The organism is Flavobacterium sp., from assembly GCF_024710485.1.
Lineage (GTDB): Bacteria > Bacteroidota > Bacteroidia > Flavobacteriales > Flavobacteriaceae > Flavobacterium.
The window spans coordinates 52,684-73,686 of sequence record NZ_JANJUQ010000044.1; the positions used below are offsets into that span (position 1 = coordinate 52,684).

General features: G+C 38.3%; 20 protein-coding genes. 15 read left to right on the forward strand and 5 right to left on the reverse strand.

Translation table 11 applies throughout. The features are described 5' to 3' along the window. The first annotated feature begins 70 nt into the window (after positions 1–70). The 11 genes from deoC (at position 71) to Q0M21_RS11635 (ending at position 9,420) form a co-directional block, all read left to right on the forward strand. Positions 71–814: a deoxyribose-phosphate aldolase gene (gene deoC / locus Q0M21_RS11585; RefSeq protein ID WP_295338389.1), complete on the forward strand. Its 744-nt coding sequence runs from the start codon at positions 71–73 to the stop codon at positions 812–814. Between the two features lie 18 nt (positions 815–832). Then, entirely contained in the window at positions 833–2,947 is a 2,115-nt protein-coding gene (locus Q0M21_RS11590) for a gliding motility protein RemB (protein ID WP_295338392.1), read from the forward strand. 400 nt (positions 2,948–3,347) lie between these two features. Beyond that, positions 3,348–3,968: a fasciclin domain-containing protein gene (locus Q0M21_RS11595; RefSeq protein ID WP_295338395.1), complete on the forward strand. Its 621-nt coding sequence runs from the start codon at positions 3,348–3,350 to the stop codon at positions 3,966–3,968. Between the two features lie 268 nt (positions 3,969–4,236). After that, positions 4,237–5,139 (forward strand): heme o synthase, encoded by a 903-nt coding sequence (gene cyoE, locus Q0M21_RS11600; RefSeq protein ID WP_295338398.1) that lies wholly within the window; start codon positions 4,237–4,239, stop codon positions 5,137–5,139. A gap of 2 nt (positions 5,140–5,141) precedes the next feature. Further along, positions 5,142–5,729, forward strand: a complete 588-nt coding sequence (locus Q0M21_RS11605) for a cytochrome c oxidase subunit 3 (protein ID WP_295338401.1) — start codon at positions 5,142–5,144, stop codon at positions 5,727–5,729. Between the two features lie 43 nt (positions 5,730–5,772). After that, positions 5,773–6,801 carry a cytochrome c oxidase subunit 3 gene (locus Q0M21_RS11610; protein ID WP_295338404.1) on the forward strand — a complete coding sequence of 343 codons (1,029 nt, stop codon included), beginning with the start codon at positions 5,773–5,775 and terminating at the stop codon, positions 6,799–6,801. 21 nt (positions 6,802–6,822) lie between these two features. Beyond that, positions 6,823–7,179 carry a cytochrome C oxidase subunit IV family protein gene (locus Q0M21_RS11615; protein WP_295338407.1) on the forward strand — a complete coding sequence of 119 codons (357 nt, stop codon included), beginning with the start codon at positions 6,823–6,825 and terminating at the stop codon, positions 7,177–7,179. 78 nt (positions 7,180–7,257) lie between these two features. Then, a complete protein-coding gene (locus Q0M21_RS11620; RefSeq protein WP_295338410.1) occupies positions 7,258–7,914 on the forward strand; it encodes a hypothetical protein in 657 nt (218 codons plus the stop codon). A 1-nt stretch (position 7,915) separates the two neighbouring features. Then, positions 7,916–8,599: an SCO family protein gene (locus tag Q0M21_RS11625; RefSeq protein WP_295338414.1), complete on the forward strand. Its 684-nt coding sequence runs from the start codon at positions 7,916–7,918 to the stop codon at positions 8,597–8,599. After that, entirely contained in the window at positions 8,592–9,185 is a 594-nt protein-coding gene (locus Q0M21_RS11630) for a DUF420 domain-containing protein (protein WP_295338417.1), read from the forward strand. Before Q0M21_RS11625 ends, Q0M21_RS11630 begins: the two co-directional genes overlap by 8 nt. A gap of 7 nt (positions 9,186–9,192) precedes the next feature. Continuing rightward, positions 9,193–9,420 (forward strand): hypothetical protein, encoded by a 228-nt coding sequence (locus tag Q0M21_RS11635; protein ID WP_295338420.1) that lies wholly within the window; start codon positions 9,193–9,195, stop codon positions 9,418–9,420. 23 nt (positions 9,421–9,443) lie between these two features. On the opposite strand, the gene Q0M21_RS11640 is transcribed toward Q0M21_RS11635, so the two are convergent. Continuing rightward, positions 9,444–10,835, reverse strand: a complete 1,392-nt coding sequence (locus Q0M21_RS11640) for a DUF4403 family protein (RefSeq protein WP_295338423.1) — start codon at positions 10,833–10,835, stop codon at positions 9,444–9,446. 165 nt (positions 10,836–11,000) lie between these two features. Here Q0M21_RS11640 and Q0M21_RS11645 point away from each other — a divergent pair, with 165 nt between their 5' ends. Genes Q0M21_RS11645 through tsaB form a run of 3 tightly spaced genes read left to right on the forward strand, consistent with a single transcriptional unit; the run spans position 11,001 to position 14,419 of the window. Continuing rightward, positions 11,001–12,446, forward strand: a complete 1,446-nt coding sequence (locus Q0M21_RS11645; RefSeq protein WP_295338426.1) for a TolC family protein — start codon at positions 11,001–11,003, stop codon at positions 12,444–12,446. A gap of 3 nt (positions 12,447–12,449) precedes the next feature. Further along, a complete protein-coding gene (locus Q0M21_RS11650; protein WP_295338429.1) occupies positions 12,450–13,745 on the forward strand; it encodes an efflux RND transporter periplasmic adaptor subunit in 1,296 nt (431 codons plus the stop codon). 11 nt (positions 13,746–13,756) lie between these two features. Further along, complete coding sequence (gene tsaB / locus Q0M21_RS11655) at positions 13,757–14,419, forward strand: tRNA (adenosine(37)-N6)-threonylcarbamoyltransferase complex dimerization subunit type 1 TsaB (RefSeq protein WP_295338433.1); 663 nt, start codon at positions 13,757–13,759, stop codon at positions 14,417–14,419. Here tsaB and Q0M21_RS11660 read toward each other — a convergent pair whose 3' ends face one another. From Q0M21_RS11660 to Q0M21_RS11675, 4 genes are all read right to left on the reverse strand, one after another. Then, positions 14,420–15,253 (reverse strand): mechanosensitive ion channel domain-containing protein, encoded by an 834-nt coding sequence (locus tag Q0M21_RS11660; protein ID WP_295338436.1) that lies wholly within the window; start codon positions 15,251–15,253, stop codon positions 14,420–14,422. 68 nt (positions 15,254–15,321) lie between these two features. Next, complete coding sequence (locus tag Q0M21_RS11665) at positions 15,322–15,681, reverse strand: hypothetical protein (RefSeq protein ID WP_295338439.1); 360 nt, start codon at positions 15,679–15,681, stop codon at positions 15,322–15,324. Between the two features lie 52 nt (positions 15,682–15,733). Continuing rightward, on the reverse strand, positions 15,734–17,752 hold the full coding sequence (locus tag Q0M21_RS11670; protein ID WP_295338442.1) for a thioredoxin domain-containing protein: 2,019 nt from the start codon (positions 17,750–17,752) through the stop codon (positions 15,734–15,736). Positions 17,753–17,904: 152 nt separating this feature from the next. Next, entirely contained in the window at positions 17,905–18,801 is an 897-nt protein-coding gene (locus Q0M21_RS11675; RefSeq protein ID WP_295338445.1) for a NifU family protein, read from the reverse strand. 126 nt (positions 18,802–18,927) lie between these two features. Here Q0M21_RS11675 and Q0M21_RS11680 point away from each other — a divergent pair. Beyond that, the coding region (locus Q0M21_RS11680) for a choice-of-anchor L domain-containing protein (RefSeq protein ID WP_295338448.1) at positions 18,928–21,003 on the forward strand (2,076 nt) is incomplete at its 3' end.

The window sequence follows — 21,003 nt, forward strand, 5'->3', positions numbered from 1 at the left end:
TTTAAGAAGGAGACGGTTTTTTTTATACTTTTATGCCATGCATAAGTCCACCGAAAATATATTTTGATATATGAATATAAAACAATACCTCGATTCCACTTATCTCAAAACAGCAGCCCAAGCCGGTTTGACTGAAAAAGAAAATAATAGTGTTGTTGAAGGCTTTATTCAAGAAGCTATCAGCGAAGGTTTTAAATTGATAATGATTCGCCCTAATCAAGTGAAAACAGCCGCTCAAATGATTGCTAAAGCTGATTCCAAATTGCTTGTCGGAACAGTGATTTCTTTTCCTGAAGGCACAAATTCGCTGGAAGAAAAATTAGCAGAAGCCCAAAAAGCCATCGAAGACGGAGTTGACGAATTGGATTATGTGTGCAATTACGAAGCCTTCAAAAGAGGTGAAATAGACTTGGTTAAAGAAGAGGTTTTACAAGGTACAAAATTAGCTTTCGACCATCATAAAGTTGCAAAATGGATTATTGAAGTGGCGGCTTTAACGGATGATCAAATCATTCAAATTTCCGCATTAATCAAAAATGTAATCATGGCCAATTTCAAAGAAGATTGCTATCATAACGTTTTTGTCAAATCATCCACCGGATTCTACGTGACTGAAAATAACAAACCCAACGGAGCTACCAAGCATACTGTGATTATGATGCTCGAAAATGCTTCGCCTTTACCGGTAAAAGCGGCCGGAGGAGTCCGAACTTATGAAGAAGCGGAAGAAATGATTCAATTAGGGGTTAAACGAATCGGTACCTCTTCAGCCAAAGCCATCGCAAACGGTGAAACAGCATCGGGCGGTTACTAATTACTTTATTCCTTATTCATGAAAAAGATATTTTCCTTTATATTCTTGTTTTCTCTTATGGCTTCGGCCCAAGTTTTCAAAAAATCTACGGAAAGATTTCCGGTTTTTCCTGCTTGTGAAGGACAGGAGTTAAAAGCCTTAGAAACTTGTTTTTACAATCAGGTCCAGGATTTTGTGTATAATAATTTCAAAGTGCCTAATGCGCTACAAGAGAATAATTACAAAGGAAGTTTAATTGTTTTGTTTGAGGTAAACAACCAAGGTAATTTTAAAGTCATTTATGTTGATGCAGTTGAAGAATCATTAGCAACTGAAAGCAAAAGGGTTTTTGGTCAGATGCCTAAAATCAGTCCGCCTACCTATAATGGCGAGCCAACTTATGCCAAATACACTATTAAGATTGGTATTCCATTGCAAAGTGCAGCTGAAATTCAGGCGCAAAAAGAAGCTGAATTGGCTGCAGAAAAAGCAGCTCAAGAATACAGACCGAATACGGCTTACTTGACGGAATTGGACAATATGAAGTACAACACTTTTTCTAATCCGCAATTTAAAAGCCATTTAAACATTCCGTTTTCACACAGTTATTATGCCCAGTTTGACGACGAAATGAATCAGGTTGGCGCCAATAACCATACGGGTTCTAAACCTTATAGTTATGCGGATGTGTCCAAATATTACGATTTGACTTCTGAGAACCAAAAGCTGATGAAGAACAAGCAAGGCTGGTGGGGTAAAAAGCTTTGGAACGAAAATATGGTGCAAATTCAAGGCGAAGACTATTGGTTTACATTAAATCCGATTTTGGATTTACAGTTCGGGAAAAGCGACCCGAGTGTAAGTAGCTATACCTACGTAAATACACGCGGAATACAATTTAATGGCGGTTTGGGAAGCCAACTTAATTTTACTACAACCATTTACGAAAGCCAAGGACGATTTGCCGATTATTTTAATCGATATGCTGAATCCATGGCACCCGACGGTGGAAATCCGGCCATTATTCCGGGTATTGGGATTGCCAAAAGATTCAAAACAGATGCTTATGATTTTCCTTTAGCGGAAGCCAATTTGGCCTATACACCGAGTAAATTCATTAATATGAATTTGGGTTACGGGCGCAATTTCATAGGTGACGGTTATCGTTCTTTATTGTGGAGCGATGGCGCGAGTCCGTATCCTTATTTTAAATTGAATACCACTTTTTGGAAAATTAAATACACCAATTTATATACTTGGCTGAAAGATGTTCGTCCGGATGCTACACTCGACCGAACATATGCTACCAAGTTTGCTGCGAGTCATTATTTGAGTTTGAATGTTACCAATAAATGGAACATCGGTTTGTTTGAATCGGTGGTTTGGGCCAATAACAACAATCGTGGTTTTGATATGAGTTTTGTAAATCCGCTCATTTTTTATCGTTCGGTTGAATTTGCTTCGTCTTCCAGAAGTGGGAATGCGATGTTGGGATTGACTTCCAAATACAAATGGAACAATCAAATTCAGTTTTACGGACAGTTCTTGTTGGACGAGTTTTCGTTAGATGATGTTCGTTCGGGCGATAAGAGTTGGAAGAACAAGTTCGGTTACCAATTGGGTGCGAAATACTTCCATGCGTTTAACATTAAAAATTTGTTGTTGCAGGCAGAATTCAATGCTGTTCGTCCGTATGTGTACGCGCATAGCGAGGCGATTACCAATTACGGTCACAACAATCAAAGTTTAGGACACCAATGGGGTGGTAATTTAAGAGAATTCATCGCCATAGCCCGTTATCATAACGGTCGTTATTTTGCAGATGCTAAAATTACAGTTGGTACTCGTGGTTTGGATTTTAATAATAGTAGCGACACCTTCAATTACGGAAGTGATATTTACCGCGATTATGATGAAGAAAGACCGTTTAATACCGGAGTAGTTGTTGGTCAAGGAAATAAAACCAATGTGTTTATCGCCGATTTACAAGCGGGTTATTTAATTAATCCGGCCACCAACATGAAATTGTACGGTAGTTTGATTTACAGAAATTTTTCACCGGCTACCGAGACTACTTTAGCGGTCAAAGAAAGTACTACTTGGTTTTCTCTAGGATTGCGATGTGATATCTTCAATTGGTATTTTGATTATTAAACCACTTTCTGTTTGTTTTTAATCGATAAAACTCGGTTTTGGAAGTCTGTTGAAAGGAATGGGGTTTTGAACTTATTCTTTTGCTGTTTTTTGTTGCCATCCAATCGGCTATAGCAGCTTTTGTTTAACATTATTTTGTTTTTTTATTTCGATTTTGATTAAGGTTTCTTTTCTGAAGCTCTTCTGAATATTGTATTTTGTTGTTTTTCAGTATTTTGTGTTTTTTATTGGTTTTCAAACGATTGTTAAATATGTACTAAATTAAAGTTGACAATTAATTTTTGTTTAACTTTGAGTTGTAAATATTAAACAAAATTAAGCCCCAAGTTTTAAGTCACTGTTTTGTTTAAAGTTATGTAGTAGAATTTTCAATCATTATAAACTTTAAAAATTAATTACTATGAAAAACTATCGCTTAAATTTGGGAACTTCCATCAAGGTTTTTGTATTAACAGCTTTCATGACATTTGGATTTACCTCTTGTTCCTCTGACGATAATGCCGTTGACAACAACACCAATGCAAAATTAACGATCAAAGAAACTTTTGATGCCTTGAATCGCGCTCCGGCTCCGGGAGCTTCTTCTATCGCCGGAATTGCGGTCAATGCTGGTTTTAATGAATTGGTTTCGGCATTGGTATATGTTGATTCAGAATTGGATGCAGGTTTAGTAAATCTGTTTGCTAACGGAACAGATCAGTATACAGTATTTGCGCCAACTGATGAGGCTTTTCAAAATTTATATGCTGCTCTGAATGTTTCAGATGTGACTGAATTGCCGGCGCCGTTGGTTAGAGATGTTTTATTGTACCATGTAGTTGAAGGTAGAAGAGCAGCTAATAGTGTTGTGCCGAAACGTGGCACCAGAACTATTACCACTCTTTTAGGAAGTCAATTTTCAGTAACGCCAACAGCGTCTATTAACGCTATTGGTAATACGGCTAATATTACTTCGGCCAATATTTCAGCCTCTAACGGGATTATTCACGTTATTGATGCGGTAATTCTGCCAATCAATTAAGATTTTCCTTGCTTATTTTTGTTATTTAACCAGAGAGATCAAATTTTAATTTGGTCTCTCTTTTTAGTGTAATATCCTTTGTTTCTGATGGGGAACTTCATATTCTCTGTAATTTAACAATGACCGGTTTTTGAGAGAGTTTTCAAAAACTCGGAAATCGATAAATGTATCGTTGTTTTTTTATTATTTTAAAACAATCATTTTTTATGAATTGTTTTTTGCCAAATCGTTTTCTATAAAGTACCTTTGCGCTAGCTTAAAAATAAGGATGAACGCGACAGCAAATACATTTTCTTTCAAACAAATTGCTACCGATTTTAAAGAAATCACCAAAGCAGGTTTGGCTGTGAGCGTTGTTTTTTCATCCATAGCCGGTTATTTGCTTGGTATTGAGGATTTTCAGGGTTTGCAATGGCCCACTTTACTTATGCTGGCAGTTGGCGGTTATTGCATGGTTGGCGCTTCAAATGCGTTCAATCAAGTTATTGAAAAAGATTTAGACGCTTTGATGGATCGCACCAAAAATCGACCGGTGGCGTCGGGAAGAATGGCGCCGAATCGCGCTTTATTTGCAGCTAGCTTACTGACTATAGTAGGATTGATTTTGTTATACATGATTAATCCTAAGTCGGCCATGTTTGGAGCGATTTCCATCTTTTTATATACCAGTATTTACACACCCTTAAAAACAGTTACACCGCTTTCTGTTTTTGTAGGTGCTTTTCCAGGCGCCATTCCTTTTATGTTGGGTTGGGTTGCCGCTACGGATCATTTTGGGATTGAGGCCGGAACGCTTTTTTTGATACAATTTTTTTGGCAGTTTCCTCATTTTTGGGCCATAGGTTGGTTTTTGTATGAGGATTACGAAAAGGCAGGCTTCTTCATGTTGCCAACGGGTAAAAAAGACACATCAACCGCTTTACAAACCATCTTGTATTCAGTTTGGTTGTTGGTAGCCTCTTTATTACCTTGTTTAGGATATACCGGAAAGTTGTTTATTTCTCCCGTAGCCGCCGGTATTGTATTTTTGTTGGGACTTTGGATGATTTTTTATGCGGTTAAGTTGTATCAATTGAGAACAGCCAAAGCTGCAAGAACACTAATGTTAGTTAGTGTTTCCTATATTACCTTGTTACAAATAGTTTATATTACTGATAAATTTTTAAGATAGTTATGGCAACAATGATGTCGATAGACGAACACCAAGCCAGAAAGGCTCGTTCCCAAAAATTACTGTTGTGGTTTGCGATGGCCAGTATGACCATGATGTTTGCCGGGATTACGAGTGCTTTTGTGGTCAGTAAGTCAAGAGAAGATTGGATGAAAGATTTTCAATTTCCCTCAGCTTTTTATTTTAGTACTTTGGCTATTATACTTTGTAGCGTAGCTTTCCACTCAGCGATAAAAGCCATTAAAAATAACAACAGAAGTCTAGTGACCGGCTTGCTTTTGAGTGTTTTAGGTTTGGGAATTGCTTTTGTTGTTTTACAGTTCATTGGTTTTGGACAGCTCATTGAGCAAGGATATTACTTTACCGGACCGGAGAGTAATATTGCTACTACTTTCCTTTATGTAATTGCAGTTGTCCACTTGGCGCATCTTGCAGGAGGATTTATTTCGCTTTTAATCATAATTTATAATCATTTTAAACAAAAATACAATTCAACTCAATTCCTTGGCATTGAGCTAGGTGCGATGTATTGGCACTTTCTTGATTTCTTGTGGATTTGTTTGTTTTTATTTTTATATTTCTTTAAATAAGAAAAAAAATCTAAATTTGGGAACTTTTTAACTAATAACTTTTATGGGAGCTACAGTTACTACTGCAAATACAAACGAAAATACTTGGGGTGGCGGAAACGAACCAATGGGTGCCAGTTATGGTAAATTGATGATGTGGTTTTTCATCGTATCAGATGCCTTGACCTTCTCTGGTTTCCTTGCTGCTTATGGATTTTCAAGATTTAAATTTATTGACAACTGGCCAATTGCCGACGAGGTATTTACTCACTTTCCGTTCTTGCACGGTGTAGATGCTCCGATGTACTATGTGGCCTTGATGACTTTTATCTTGATTTTCTCCTCTGTAACGATGGTTTTGGCCGTTGATGCCGGACACCAAATGAAACAGAAAAAAGTGGCTTTTTATATGTTGCTTACTATTGTAGGAGGTTTAATATTCGTGGGCTCACAAGCTTGGGAGTGGAAAAACTTCATCAAAGGTGAGTATGGTGCTATTGAAACTAAAGGTGGAAGTATTATCCAATTCGTTGATAAAAACGGTAAGAGAGTTAAATTGGAAGACTTCGCGGTAGTTTTACCTGAAGCCAGAGAGCAACATAAAAGAAGTAATGGTATTTGGTTCGAAGGCGAATCAGCTTTACCAACTTACTCTGTTGCAGAAATCCAAGCAGGTTTCAAAGCACATCCTGAATTATTGGTAAGAACTGAAAAGATTTACAGAGATACTCCTGAAGATAAAGCCAACAAAGATTTACAACCGGGATTAAATAAAAATAAACACAGAGAGGTTTTAACCAGAGAAGCTTCGGAAGCTATGGTTGCCAATGCTCATTTAGTGGTTGAAGGTGCTAACTTAGAGCGAAATGAGTACGGAAACAAATTGTTTGCTGATTTCTTCTTCTTCATTACCGGATTCCACGGATTCCACGTGTTCTCAGGAGTTGTTATCAATATCATCATTTATTTTAATGTTCTTTTGGGAACTTATGAAAGAAGAAAAAGCTACGAAATGGTTGAGAAAGTTGGACTTTATTGGCACTTCGTTGATTTGGTTTGGGTATTCGTATTTACTTTCTTCTACTTAGTTTAATCATACAAAACATAGTATATTATGTCACACGCACACGAACATGTATCTAATACATCCAGAATCTGGAAAGTTTTTATCTTATTGTCTATAGTAACTATCATCGAGGTTGCCTTAGGGATTGTAAGACCTGAATTTTTATTCAATACTAACTTCTTAAGCATGAATTTGCTTAACTGGATATTCATCATATTAACATTATACAAAGCATACTATATTGTTTGGGCTTTCATGCACATGGAAGGTGAAAAAAGTAGTTTGCGATGGGCTGTAGTAGCCACGGTCGTATTCCTGGTTATTTATCTTGTATTCATCTTATTAGTAGAAGGGGATTACGTTTATGAGGTTTTTAGAAATTCTACCATAAAATGGAATTTTTAACACTATATTAATTCAAAAAAAAGGGTACGCATTGCGTACCTTTTTTTATTTTTGTACAGCTAATATTTTAGTCCTACTATGAAAAAGAATCTGGTCCTTTTCGTTCTCTTTATCCTGCCAATCGTAGCCTATCTTTTCTTTGCTTCCGGAGTCAACAGTTTTATTACATTACCAACCATTACTCCAACTGTTCCTGATGTGAATTCGAAATGGAATTCCATGAATGGAGACAAGGTAACCTTGAATAATAAAATTACTATCTTAGGTTTTCCCGGAGAAGATATTTTAGATAACAGCGGCAACTTTTTTACACTAAACCAAAAAATTTACAATAAGTACAGAGAGTTCAAAGATTTTCAGATGGTGTTTGTAGCTCCCGAAGGAACGGAACAACAAGCCGAAAGACTTTTGAAAGAGTTAGGTAAAATATCCAATATGTCGGGTTATCATTTTGTCTTTGCTGCACCCGATGCAATCCAAGCTTATCACAATGAACTAAAATTGCTAGGGAAGTTGGATGATAAAACAGGCACGCCTTATGTTTACATCATCGATAAAAAGAGAAATCTTCGTGGCAGAAAAGGGCATAGTGAAAAAGGGAAGCCGGAATACAAAGAAGGATACAACACTACATCAGCATCCGATTTGCATAATGACATGATGGATGATGTAAAAATTATCTTGGCCGAGTATCGTTTGGCTTTGAAACGCAATAACGCCAATCGAAAAATCTAATATGAAAAATAAATCTTATATCGGTCTTTCTTTTATAGTGTTGATTTTCGGCATTATTTTTATTCCGAAGATTGTCAACAGAATCAAAAACAATACTGTGGTTCAAGGTGAGCGAATTGATGCAGTTTCCAATCACAAAAACTCGGAAAGCGATTTGTTGACTATAGGTAAAGCACCGCAGTTTGAGTTAACAGATCACAACGGTAACAAAATCACCAATGAGACTTACAAAGGGAAAGTCTATGTGGTAGAGTTTTTCTTCTCGACTTGTCCTTCCATTTGTCCGATCATGAATCGCAATATGGCGGAAATACAAAATAAATTTTTCGGGAATCCAAATTTTGGCATCGCTTCTATAACCATCAATCCCGAATACGATACGGTGGAAGTATTGAAAGAACACGCGGAGCATATCGGAGTAAAATCGTCCAACTGGCATTTAATGACCGGTGATAAAGAGTATATCTACAGCATTTCTAACAAAGGTTTCAACATTTACGCCGGACAAAACGGTAAAGCCGCCGGTGGTTTTGAACATTCCGGTTTGTTTGCTTTAATTGATAAAAAAGGGAACATCCGTTGTCGTAAAGACAAGTTCGGTAATCCAATTATGTATTATGACGGATTGGAAAAAGTCGGAGTGAAAGCCATTATTGAAGACATTAAAAAACTGTTAAATGAGTAATTCTAAATCAACAACCCTGGAAAATAAGTTTAAAGGTTCTATAATTGCGGTTTCAGTTATTATACCAATAGCGGTAGCCGTATTGTTCTCAGTTAAGCTCAAAGATTTCGGCTTCGACATAGAACCATTGTCCTTTTTGCCGCCCATTTATGCCGGCATTAACGCTTTAACGGCTTTATTGTTGGTAATGGCTGTGATAGCCATAAAAAAAGGAAATCGTAAAGCTCACGAGCGTTTGATGACCACAGCGATAGCTTGTTCGGTGATGTTTTTAGTGATGTATGTTGCTTATCACATGACGGCAGATTCAGCCAAATTCGGCGACGTTAATTTCGACGGAAACTTAGACGACGCTGAAAAAGCAGCAGTAGGTTCTGTTCGGTATTTCTATTATTTTATTTTGCTCACACACATTATGCTCTCCGTTATCATCATTCCGATGGTGTTGTTTACTTATGTCAGAGCTTTAGCAGAACAATTCGATAAGCACAAAAAAATAGCCAAAATCACGTTCCCTATTTGGCTGTATGTCGCGGTTACCGGAGTAGTAGTTTATTTGATGATATCACCTTATTATGCCAACTAATTTTCTAATGCCGAGGGCAAAGTTTTCTAAGTTCTTCTTAGGGATTTGTATTTTCCTGTTAGGCGTTTCTGCCAATGCGCAATGTGCCATGTGCAGAGCTGCATTAGAAAGTTCGGGCAACACCGTTAAAGCTGAAGCCGTGAATGATGGGATTGTTTTTTTAATGGCAATTCCGTACATCATTGTAGCCGGAATTGGTTTTGTGGTGTATAAAATGTACTACAAGAAGAAATAACAAACTTACACTGAAGGTTAAGATTATTCCATTCCGTCAATTTTAACGCTCATTTTGCCTGCTGTGGCAATAAACGCAATAATGGCTTTATCTGTGATTTCTACTTTTTCAAATTCAAAGTCACCCATAGTGCCGTTGACAAAAACTCCCTTCATAGGAGAATAGTTGTTCAGGTAAGGCAACATACTCTTTTTGCCTTCTTCCAAATTGTCTTTGATGGAATAGCGACAGTTTTCCTGGATTTTTTTCAAAATGACACCTTGTAACAACCAATTCGCAGTTCGGGTAAGTAGTCCTTTAGAGTCCAAAACATAGTTCATTTGGTCGAAGTAAATTTCTTTGGTAATCGGATTGTAATTCGGGATTCCCGACAAATAAATGCTGCCGTTAATGCTGCCCGACATCTGGAGAGCCACAATAATCTTTCCGTCTTTTTGCCACAAAGCCACATTTTCAACCATTATTTTTCGGTTGCCGGAAGCAAATTCTTTTCCCTTGAAATTTGAAGTGATAATGCGAGAAGCACTTTCGTAAGTGGAAATGGCAACCACATTCGCCATAAATGAATTCGGGATTTTAGTCACTGCTTTAAATTGCACCGCAGTGCGATCAAAAGTGTTTTTCGGTTGCAAACCTACCATCGTTTGCATATTGCACTTCAATCCCATGTCCATTTTAATTTGGGTTTTTTCCAACACCGCATCGGTCACATACATTTCAATCGGAATCAATTTGAACCAGGTTTGGTATTGTTCACTGGTGATAAACGGCGTGCTCATTTTTTCGAGTACATCTAAAACGTAAGGTTTAAAATCGCAGGTACTTTCAATAGCTTCATCTATTTTTTTAGCCATTTTCGATTTGAATATCGATAGCGTAGGATTGATAATGTAAGTAATCGGCACATTTTTACCGGCGACTAAGATAGTCGGACTTTCAGACCATTCAAAAGATTCGATTTTGGAAACGGTAGTCAATTTCCAATTGGACAATTTTACGGAACTGGTCATGGTAATGGTGCCGTTTAAATTTATTTCACGCGTATCGTTCAAGCCCATGAAATCAGTGCCATATTTAAAGCGAGACCATATTTTAAGAGGCATAATCGTTTCAATTTTTCCGTTCTTTTCTGTTATGCGAATCGGAGCCGTTTTCCAAATCTTCATTTCTGTTTTGTCGTCTTGCAGATTAGAATCGTCATAAATTTGACCACTCAAAGTTTTGTTGAGCTGGCTTTCAATTTCTTTCAACGAAATTTCTAAAGGCATATTGATAAACGAAGTCTTGGTTTTATAAACCATAGGTGCATCATTAGAAGGTAAAGGTTTTAAAGCTTCAATTTTTTGAGAAGTCGAACAACCGGCTAAAAGTGTCAGCAAACAAAGCACTAAAGCAGCGTATTTTAGAGAGAACATATGCGGAAGATATTTTTCATCAAAAATAAAAGGAAATATTGTAATACTGCTGTAACAATAATAAAAAAACAGAGTCTAAAACAATGTGTCTTTCTGTTACAACAAAAAGGCAAAAACAATATCTTTGTTAAGTCACGAAAATTAGGTTGTAAAGCCTGTTTGCTTATGAAAATAGTTTTTAAAAAATACTTTTTCTTGGGATTGTTAATGCTTTTAGGCGTAAAAGCTACAGCGCAAACCAAAAAATGGACCATTCAGGAATGTGTTGAGTACGCCCTAAAGAACAACATTTCGATTCAACAATCAGAACTCGATTTAAAAGCTACAGCTATCGACAAAAGAGCGGCTTTAGGTGCTTTTTTACCGAATTTAAATGGTGGCGCTTCGCATTCTTGGAATATTGGTTTGAACCAAAATATTACTACCGGTCTTTTAGAAAATCAGACCATACAGTTTACTTCGGCTAGTTTGAATTCCAGTGTAGACATTTACAATGGTTTGCAAAACCAAAACCGTTTGCGTCGAGCCAAGTTGATGCAAATAGCGGCCCAATACCAATTGACCAAAATGCAGGACGACATTTCATTGTTTGTAGCCAATGCGTATCTGGACATTCTCTTCAATCGCGAAAATTTAAAAGTACAGCAAAATCAATTGGCCAACGATGAAAAGCAGTTGTTGCGTTCTCAGGAGCTTGTAGATGCCGGAGTAGTGCCACGTGGCGATTTACTTGACATGAAAGCAACAGTAGCTTCCGACAAACAGCGAGTGATAGCCGCCGAAAATGCTTTGTTACTTTCTCGTTTGAGTTTAGCGCAGTTGCTACGTATAGAAGATTTCCAAAATTTTGATGTTGCAGATGTAGATATCGAAGCTACTGCCAGTCCGGTTATGATGGAAACTCCTGAGGCTATTGTAGCCAAAGCCAATGAAGTTAGGGTAGAAATCAAAATTGCACAAGCCAATCTCGATTTGGCCGAAAGAGACATCAAAATTGCCCGAGGCGCTTTGCAACCAAGTGTTACCGGTTTTTACAGCTTTAGTACCAGAGCTGGATATTCCGATAGAATTTCTGGGTTTGCTCTGGACGGGGCTAATCCAACTACTATAATCGGACAGGTGGAAGGTACCGGGCAAAACGTAATACAGCCTAATTTCATACCGTTGTTCCGAAAAGCAGCACCGGTGTTTGACCAGTTTAGTGAAAACAAAGGACATAATTTCGGATTGCAATTGAGTGTGCCAATTTTTAACGGTTTCTCAGCCAAGAATTCAGTAGCACGTTCCAAAGTTGCTTATGAAAAATCAAAAAATGCTTTCGACCAAGCCAAGTTGGATTTAGAAACCAATGTATACAAAGCCATTACGGATACCAAAGGAGCTTTGAATACCTACGAAGCTTCGATTACAACAATGGAAGCCAGAAGAGAAGCATTCAATTATGCCAAAGAAAGATATGCGGTAGGTTTAATCAATACCTTCGATTTTAACCAGGCACAAACTTTATACTTAAACGCACAATCTGATGTAATCCGTGCTAAATACGATTATATCTTTAAAACGAAAGTAGTAGAATTATATTTTGGAATCCCAATCATTCAAAAACAATAAATCATGTCAAAAAGTAAAATATACTGGATCTCAGGAATTGCAATTGTTTTAATTGCGGTATTGTTAGTATTAGCCAAGAAAGGTGTCATCGGAAAAAAAGACGAAGGCATTGAAATTGAAACGGCCAAAGCCGATGAAATTACCATAGTAGAAACAGTGTCTGCTACCGGAAAAATTCAGCCTGAGATTGAAGTTAAAATTTCCTCAGAAGTATCAGGAGAAATCATCGATTTGCCGGTAAAAGAAGGACAAGTGGTGAAAAAAGGCCAATTATTGGTACGAATCAATCCCGATTTATACACTTCAGGATACAACCGAACCATTTCTAATTTGTCCGGGACAAAAGCCGGTTTGAGTCAGGCCGATGCTTCTTTTAAAGAAGCCAAAGCCAGTTACGACCGAAGCAAGACCTTATATGAAAAAGGTATCATTTCTCGTTCGGATTGGGACAAAGCCGTAGCAGCCTTTGAAGTGGCAAAAGCCAATAAAGAGTCGGCGTATTTTAATGTGCAAAGTGCCAGCGCTACTGTAAAAGAAGCCAAAGACAACTTAGGCAGAACTACCATTTATGCTCCGGCCGACGGCACCATTTCTTCTTTAGGAGTTGAATTGGGAGAGCGAGTTTTGGGAACCCAACAAATGACCGGAACCGAATTGTTGCGAGTGGCTAACTTAGACAACATGGAAGTGGAAGTTGATGTGAACGAAAATGATATTGTAAAAGTGAGCATAGGTGACAGCACCAATATTCAGGTGGATGCGTATTTGAAAAAAGAATTCAAAGGAATAGTGACCAGTATTTCTAACTCGGCGAGTTCAACTATTACGGCCGATCAAGTAACCAATTTCAAGGTAAAAGTCAGAATCCTAAAAGAATCGTATCAGGATTTATTAGCAGGAAAACCAGCTGATTTTTCTCCATTCCGTCCGGGAATGACCGCAACAGTTGATATTATTACCACCCGAAAGGAAAAAGTAGTAGGTGTACCAATCAGTGCTGTAGTGGTGAAAAATGATACCACAGCCAACTCAAAAACCGAAATTAAAGTGGAAGGCGATGACAAAAAAGTGATGGCCAAAAGCGATAAAAAATTCGAGTGTGTTTTTATAAAACAAGGCGATAAAGCAAAACTTGTAGTTATTAAAACAGGCATCCAAGACGATACTAATATCGAAGTGGTTTCGGGATTGAAAAAAGGCGATGTAGTGATTGTTGGTCCCTATACCACGGTAACCAAAGATTTGAAACCGGGCGATAAAGTAACTACCAAAAAATCAGGTGAAAAACCCAAAAAATAATCGATTAGGCCTTGAACTACATTCTTAACATCGAAACGGCTACCAAGAACTGTTCGGTTTCTTTGGCACTGAACGGCAAAACCATTTTGTGCAAGGAAATTGCCGAAGAAGGTTATTCTCACGCTGAAAAACTACATGTTTTTATAGAAGAAATTATCATAGAAAGTCATCTTGATATTAAAGACTTGAAAGCCGTCGCCGTAAGCAAAGGACCGGGTTCTTATACCGGTTTGCGTATCGGTGTTTCTACCGCCAAAGGCTTGTGTTATGCATTGGGTATTCCATTGATTTCGCTAGATACTTTGGCTGTTTTAGCAGCAGCTGTGAAACAAAACGACGGTCTCATTGTTCCGATGATAGATGCCCGCAGAATGGAAGTTTACAGCGCTGTATTCGATCAAAATCACCAAAAAATCAAAGCCGTACAAGCCGAAATTTTATCCGAAGACAGTTATTCTGACGTTACCGAAACTATTTATATCGTAGGCGATTGTCAGGCAAAATGTAAAACGGTACTCACCAAACCTAACTTTGTGTTTTTGGAGGATCAAGTATTTCCATCTGCAAAAGAAATGTGCGCTTTGAGTTTTGCTAAGTTTGAACAAAAGGAATTTGAAGACGTAGCATATTTCGAGCCATTCTACTTGAAAGATTTTATGCTGAATCCGAAATAATTAGCCTTTCGAAGCTTCTCGAACAAACGGTTGGATTACAATGCCGGCCGAGTCAAAAGCTTCTTTACATTGCTCCAAAATATCGGAACTCATTTCGCTAAAATCAATATTTTTTGCCCAAGGTTTTATGGACAAATGTATAGCCGAATCGGTTAAATCTCTAACTACAACGCTAGGCTCAGGATTTTTTAGCACTAAGGGGTGATTTTGCATCACTCTCATCACGATGTCTTTTGCCATTTTGATATTGGTGTCGTACGACAACGAAAACGTCAAATCGGCTCTGCGATTGCCTTGCATTGAATAGTTGATGATGACATTGTTAGACAAAATACCGTTTGGAATAAAAATCGTTTGGTTGTTGCCGGTAATCAGTTTGGTGACAAAAATCTGAATTTCCAATACAGTACCAATTACGCCTTGTGCTTCGATGGTATCGCCTACGCGAAACGGTTTGAACAATATGATCAACATGCCACCAGCGAAGTTGGACAGCGATCCTTGTAACGACAAACCAATGGCCAAACCGGCTGCTCCCAAAATGGCAACAAAAGATGATGTTTCGATGCCTAATTTCGAAATCACGCTGATGAACAACAACACGCGCAATGCCCACAGCAAACTATCGGCTAAAAACTTCGACAGTGTTGGGTCGAGTTCTCTTTTCAACATGATTTTCTTTACCAAGCGGTTGATGACGCGAATGGCGTACAATCCCAAAAAGAGAATAACCAAGGCCGAAATCAGCTTGGGTGAATAATCGATTAATAATTTGAGGAACCGATCAACATAATCGGTAAACGAATGGATGTATTGTAATTCTTGTTTTTGCATAAATTGATAAAAAAATCCCGAGAGGAATCGGGATAATTAGCGTTTGCAAAAGTACAATTTTTTCAAAATTAATCAGCGTCTTCTTCGATACGATTGGGTGTTTCTTTAGCAGGTTCTTCTGTTTCCTCTGAAGCATCTCCTGTGAAAGAGCTGATTTTTTCTTTTACGGTTTCAGTAGCATTCGAAGTGAGTTCGCTTACTTTTTCTTTGGCCCTTTCCACCACATTTTCAATAGTTTCAGAAGCTTGCGGTATGTATTCGCTGATTTTCTCTTTCGCGGTTTCCACCAATTCTTCTACTTTGTCCGCCATCGGTTCTGCCATGTCTTTTACTTTTTCAATAGCGTCATCGGCAATATTTTGTGTTGCTTCAGCAGTGTTATTTTTAGCGCCGCTGAATAATCGTTTTAAAAAATCTCCAAATCCCATAATTTTGTTATTTAATGGTTACTACTAACAATATTACAAAATTTTGATCAGATTAGCGTTTTATTTTTTTAGTAATTTCTTGAAAATCAGTGGTTGGCAAATTGCAAGTTTTGTTTTGACACCAATAAAATAAGGTTTGGTCTTCTATGAATCGATTGGCTAAAAAGGGCAATTCCGAAGCTTTGTCGGTTCCGGCCACAACTAAATTCGGAGTGTACCAACTGTTAAGTTGTTTTAGATAATCCAACGCTTTTTCGCTACAAACAGCCAATTCGTTTTGCGATTCGGAAAAGTGCAGCAGCAAGTTGAGCCAATTGGAAAAAGCCGAGGGATAATCGATGGTTGGCAGAATGTGTTGCAGCATTTGTTGGGCTACTTTTTCGTAGTATGAGTGGTTGAAATAAATACTCAAACGGAACAAATTGGTTGCCATAACCGAATTGGCCGCCGGAATTACATTGTCTTCCACTTCAAAATGCGGTGTGACTAAAGCTTCGTCCTGTTGTGAAGTAAAGGAGAAGAATTCCGCTTCCTTATCGTAAAAATGGTCAAAAGTATAATCCGTCAGTTGTTTGGCGTAAGTCAGCCATTGCTCGTTTACCGTAATTTCGTAAAGCGAAATAAAGGCTGCAATGACATGCGCATAATCTTCTAAATAGGCGTTGATGGTAGCTTTATTATTTTTGTAAGTTCGGAACAAATGACCTTCCGGGCTCCAAATTTTCTGAATGATAAACTGAGCGTTTTTAATTGCGATGTCTGAGTAGCGACTATTGCCGGTGGCTTTGTAAGCTTCTACAAAACCTTTCAGCATGATGGCATTCCATGAGGTAAGGCATTTGTCGTCCAAACGCGGTTTGCTTCGGTTTTCTCTGATTTGATACAGTTGGCTTTCCCATTTTTTTTTCTTTTCCGCCAAGAATTCGACAGTTATATTGTGTTTTTCGGCAATGGATGTCAACGGTTGATTTTGAATTAACACATAATTCCCGTGTTCCCAATGGCCGAATTCGTTGATGTTGAATACTTCGGAAAACAAGTCGAAATCTTCGCCCAGAATTTGCTGTAATGCTGCAGTTGTCCAAACATAAAACGCGCCTTCTTCCAATTGCTTTTCGGTGTTGAGACTGTCGGCATCCAAAGCGGCATAGAAACTACCTTCTTCAGTGAGCCATTCTTTTTCCACAAAATTCAGTGTTTTTTCAATGACTTCTTTGTACAATGGATTTTGGTTTAGTTTGTAGGCATTGGCATAAAGCGAAACCAACTGGCCGTTGTCGTACAACATCTTTTCGAAATGCGGCACGTGCCATTTTAAATCGACTGAATACCTTGAAAAACCACCGTCAACCGTATCAAACAAACCGCCGTAAGCCATTTTGGTCAAGGTTAAATCGACAAAATTCAATAGTTCTTGATTTTGGGTTTGATGACCGTAGTTGAGTAGGAATTCGTAATTGGTAGGCATCATGAATTTTGGTGCTCTGGCCATACCACCGAAGTCCCAATCAAAACTTTTTTGCCATTTTCCCATCATTTTTTCTAAGATCGTAAAATCGAATTCGGCATTATTTTCAGATTTCGGAACTATGCTGATGGTTTGTAAACCTTCGTGTAATTGTTGCGCATAGTCGTAGATGGTTTCCGGATTTTGGGTGTAAATTTCCTGGAGTTTTTCGAGTGCGTTAATCCAATCATTTTTTCTGAAATAGGTGCCGCCCCAAACCGGTCTGCCGTCGGGTAAGGCCACTACATTCATAGGCCAGCCACCGCGTCCGGTCATTACTTGAACGGCTTTCATGTACACGGCATCAATGTCGGGACGTTCTTCGCGGTCGATTTTAATGTTGATAAAATGCGCGTTCATGACTGCTGCTACTTCTTCGTCTTCAAAACTTTCGTGTTCCATTACGTGGCACCAATGACAGGCCGAATAGCCAATGCTGATTAGCATGAGTTTGTTTTCGGTTTGAGCTTGCGCTAAGGTTTTGGGATTCCAAGCTTTCCAATGCACGGGATTGTTGGCGTGTTGTAATAAGTATGGACTGGTTTCAAGGTGTAGTTCGTTCATGGCGATATTGTTTTTTAGCCCCGATTGAAGTGGCATCCTTTTGACTCGTTTAAAAAACGAGTCAAAAGATAGAACGGAAAGCGGGATTAGCTCCTAAAATTAAAAAAAGCGCCATGATTTATGACGCTTAAGGTATTATTATTTTGAAATAGTTAGCCGTTCAAAGCTTCTACTACGATGTCTTTGTCGTTAAGCATGTCTTTCAGCATGTTTTCGATGCCGTTTTTCAGGGTGAAAGTCGAAGAAGGACAGCCGTTACATGAGCCTTGTAGCACTACTTTTACTCTTTTTTGATTTTCGTCGTAAGAGTCGAATAAAATGTTACCGCCATCGGCAGCTACCGCGGGTTTTACATATTCTTCGAGGATGTTTACGATTTGTTGGGAAGTCACGTCGAGTTGGTCGAAGTTTTTGATTTGTTGTTTTTCTTGTTTATCGTCATGGGCGATTAAAGTTTCGTCTAAAACGATGCCGCCATTTTCCAGATATTCTTTAATAAATGTACGGATTTCCAGAGTTATTTCGTCCCAAGAAACACTTTCGTATTTGGTTACGGAAATATAATTCTCGGTGATGAAAACCTCTTTGACAAAGTGGAATTTGAAAAGCGCTTGGGCAAGTGGAGACGGTTTAGCTTCGTCGATGTTTTTAAATTCAACCGTGTTTTTGGTTAGCCCTTTATTGACCACAAATTTCAAAGAAGCCGGGTTTGGCGTGGTTTCGCCGTAAACCGTTATCGGTTGTTTTTTAGTTTTATTTTCTGAAGGCAATACGATTACGCCGCCGTTTTTCACAAATTCTTCAATTTGTTCAGCTACTTCCTCTTGCACATCGGCCCACTCAACAATACTGAAGCGTTCCACTGCTATAAAATTTCCGGAGATGTAAACTGTTTTTACAAACGGTAAGTAGAATAACTTTTGAGCCAAAGGTGAATTCTTGGCTTCATCGATGTTTTTGAACTCAAAATTTTCATTTTGTGTCAAGAAATCAGGAAATTCAAATTTTATTATCGTTGGGTTTTGGGTTTCTTTTATGGTGATTTTCATGAGAATAGTTTATTTTTCTGCAAATTTAACAAAGTTATTTTCTGTGAATACTTATATTTGAACAATTAAACAATTTATTAACATTTGTGAGGCTGTTTTTAAAGTTGCCTCTAAAACCCGTTTTTCATGAAAAGAGGTTTACTTATTTTTTTCTTTTTTTTGGTTTCGATACCTTCTTTTTCGCAACCCATTTCAGTTAATAATACTACGTATACTGTTCCGCAATTGGTTCAAGATGTATTGTTTGGTAGTAGTGGTCCGAATTCTTCTTGCGTTGGTACGGTAACCAATATTACTTGGAGTACGGGAAGCGGTTCAAGTAGCGGTCCAGGTTTTGGTTCTTCTAACGGGATTGCTTATTTTCAAAATACAAATCCTAACTTTCCCTTGAATGCAGGGGTTATTTTAAGCACCGGTAATGCTATGAGTGCACCGGGTCCTAATACTACCACGTTGAGTGATGGTAATAATGCATGGCTTGGCGATAATGATTTGTTTAATTATATCACGGGTTTAGGCATTGATCCGTTTTTGACCGACTACAACAATGCTACAATTTTAGAGTTTGATTTTACGCCTTTGACCAATCAAATGAGTTTTGATTTCTTGTTTGCTTCAGAGGAATATGGAACTTTTCAATGTACTTATTCTGATTCTTTTGCTTTTTTTCTGACCAATGTTACAGCCGGAACACCACCGGTTAATTTAGCTTTGATTCCAAGTACAACTACACCTATTTCGGTTGTTACTATTAGGGATAATACCCACAATACTACTTGTACCTCTGAGAATCCAAGCTATTTCGGAACATTCAACGGCGGTGCCAATGCTGCAGCTGCAGCTACCAATTTTAATGGTGAAACCGTTTTAATGACAGCTACTTCTGCGGTTATTCCCAATAATGTGTATCACATCAAATTAGTTATTGCTGATAGGAATGATACCTCTTTCGATTCAGCTGTATTTTTGGGAGCCGGAAGTTTTGATATTGGTTCTGCTGACATTGTAGGTACCGGACAGTTTGATGGTTTGCCTGATCTTTCCGGCCCAAATGCGGTATGTAGTTCAGAAACAGTGACGATTCAAGCAGGTGCATCTCCAATTTTAGGAGCTACTTATGAGTGGACTTTGGATAGTGGTGTTATTCCGGGAGCCAATTCTAATGTCTACACCATTGCTGATGAAGGGAATTATTGTGTTACTATAACTTATCCAAGCGGTTGTGAGCAAACCGATTGTATGTTAGTGGAATATATTCCTTCCTTGCCTATTGGTACGCCAAACGCACTTGTTCAATGTGAAGCTCCTTTCGATCTTACTCAAAATGCATCGCTCATTTTGAATGGGTTGAGTAATACATTGAGTTATCATCATTCTTTGATAGAAGCTCAAGAGTTAGCAGCGCCGATTTCGAATGTTACCAACTATAACGGAACAGATGGTGAAATCATTTATGTTGCTATGGAGGATGATAACACGGGATGTATTGTAGTTACACAATTCCCATTGCAAATAGACACAGCTTTGTGTGCCAACAATCCGATACCGCAAACGCCGCCAAATTTAGTGAGTTGTGAAAGTAGCTTCGGCAGTGGCTCTGCCAATTTTAATTTTACACCGCAAACGCCAATAGTATTAGGGACTAATTATGCCGCCGCCGATTATACTGTTACTTATCATACTAGTCAATCCGATGCTGATGCAGGGCTTAGTCCAATAATTCCGGCAAATTCTTTCACCGGAGTCAACGGACAAATTATCTATGTAAGATTGGAAGATAATGCTGATCCGACCAGTTTTGGAACCACTTCTTTCCAGTTGGTTGTTAATCCATTACCAACAGCAACTATTACCGGTTCTACAACTATTTGTTCCGGCTCAACTGCGGTGATTACTTTTAACGGTACTCCTAATGCTACGGTAACTTACACCATAGATGGCGGAACTAACCAAACAATAGTTTTAGATGCTACCGGAATCAACTCGGTGACAAGTCCCGCTCTTACTGTTGACTCAACTTATAGTTTAGTAAATGTTGTTAACACAGCGAATAGTTGTTCAAGATTAGTGTCAGGTTCTGCTACTGTAACAGTAAGACAATTGCCTACTGCTACAATTTCAGGAACTACTGCTGTTTGTCAAAATGCAACAAGTCCTACCATAACCTTTACCGGTGCTAATGGTACTGCGCCTTATACGTTT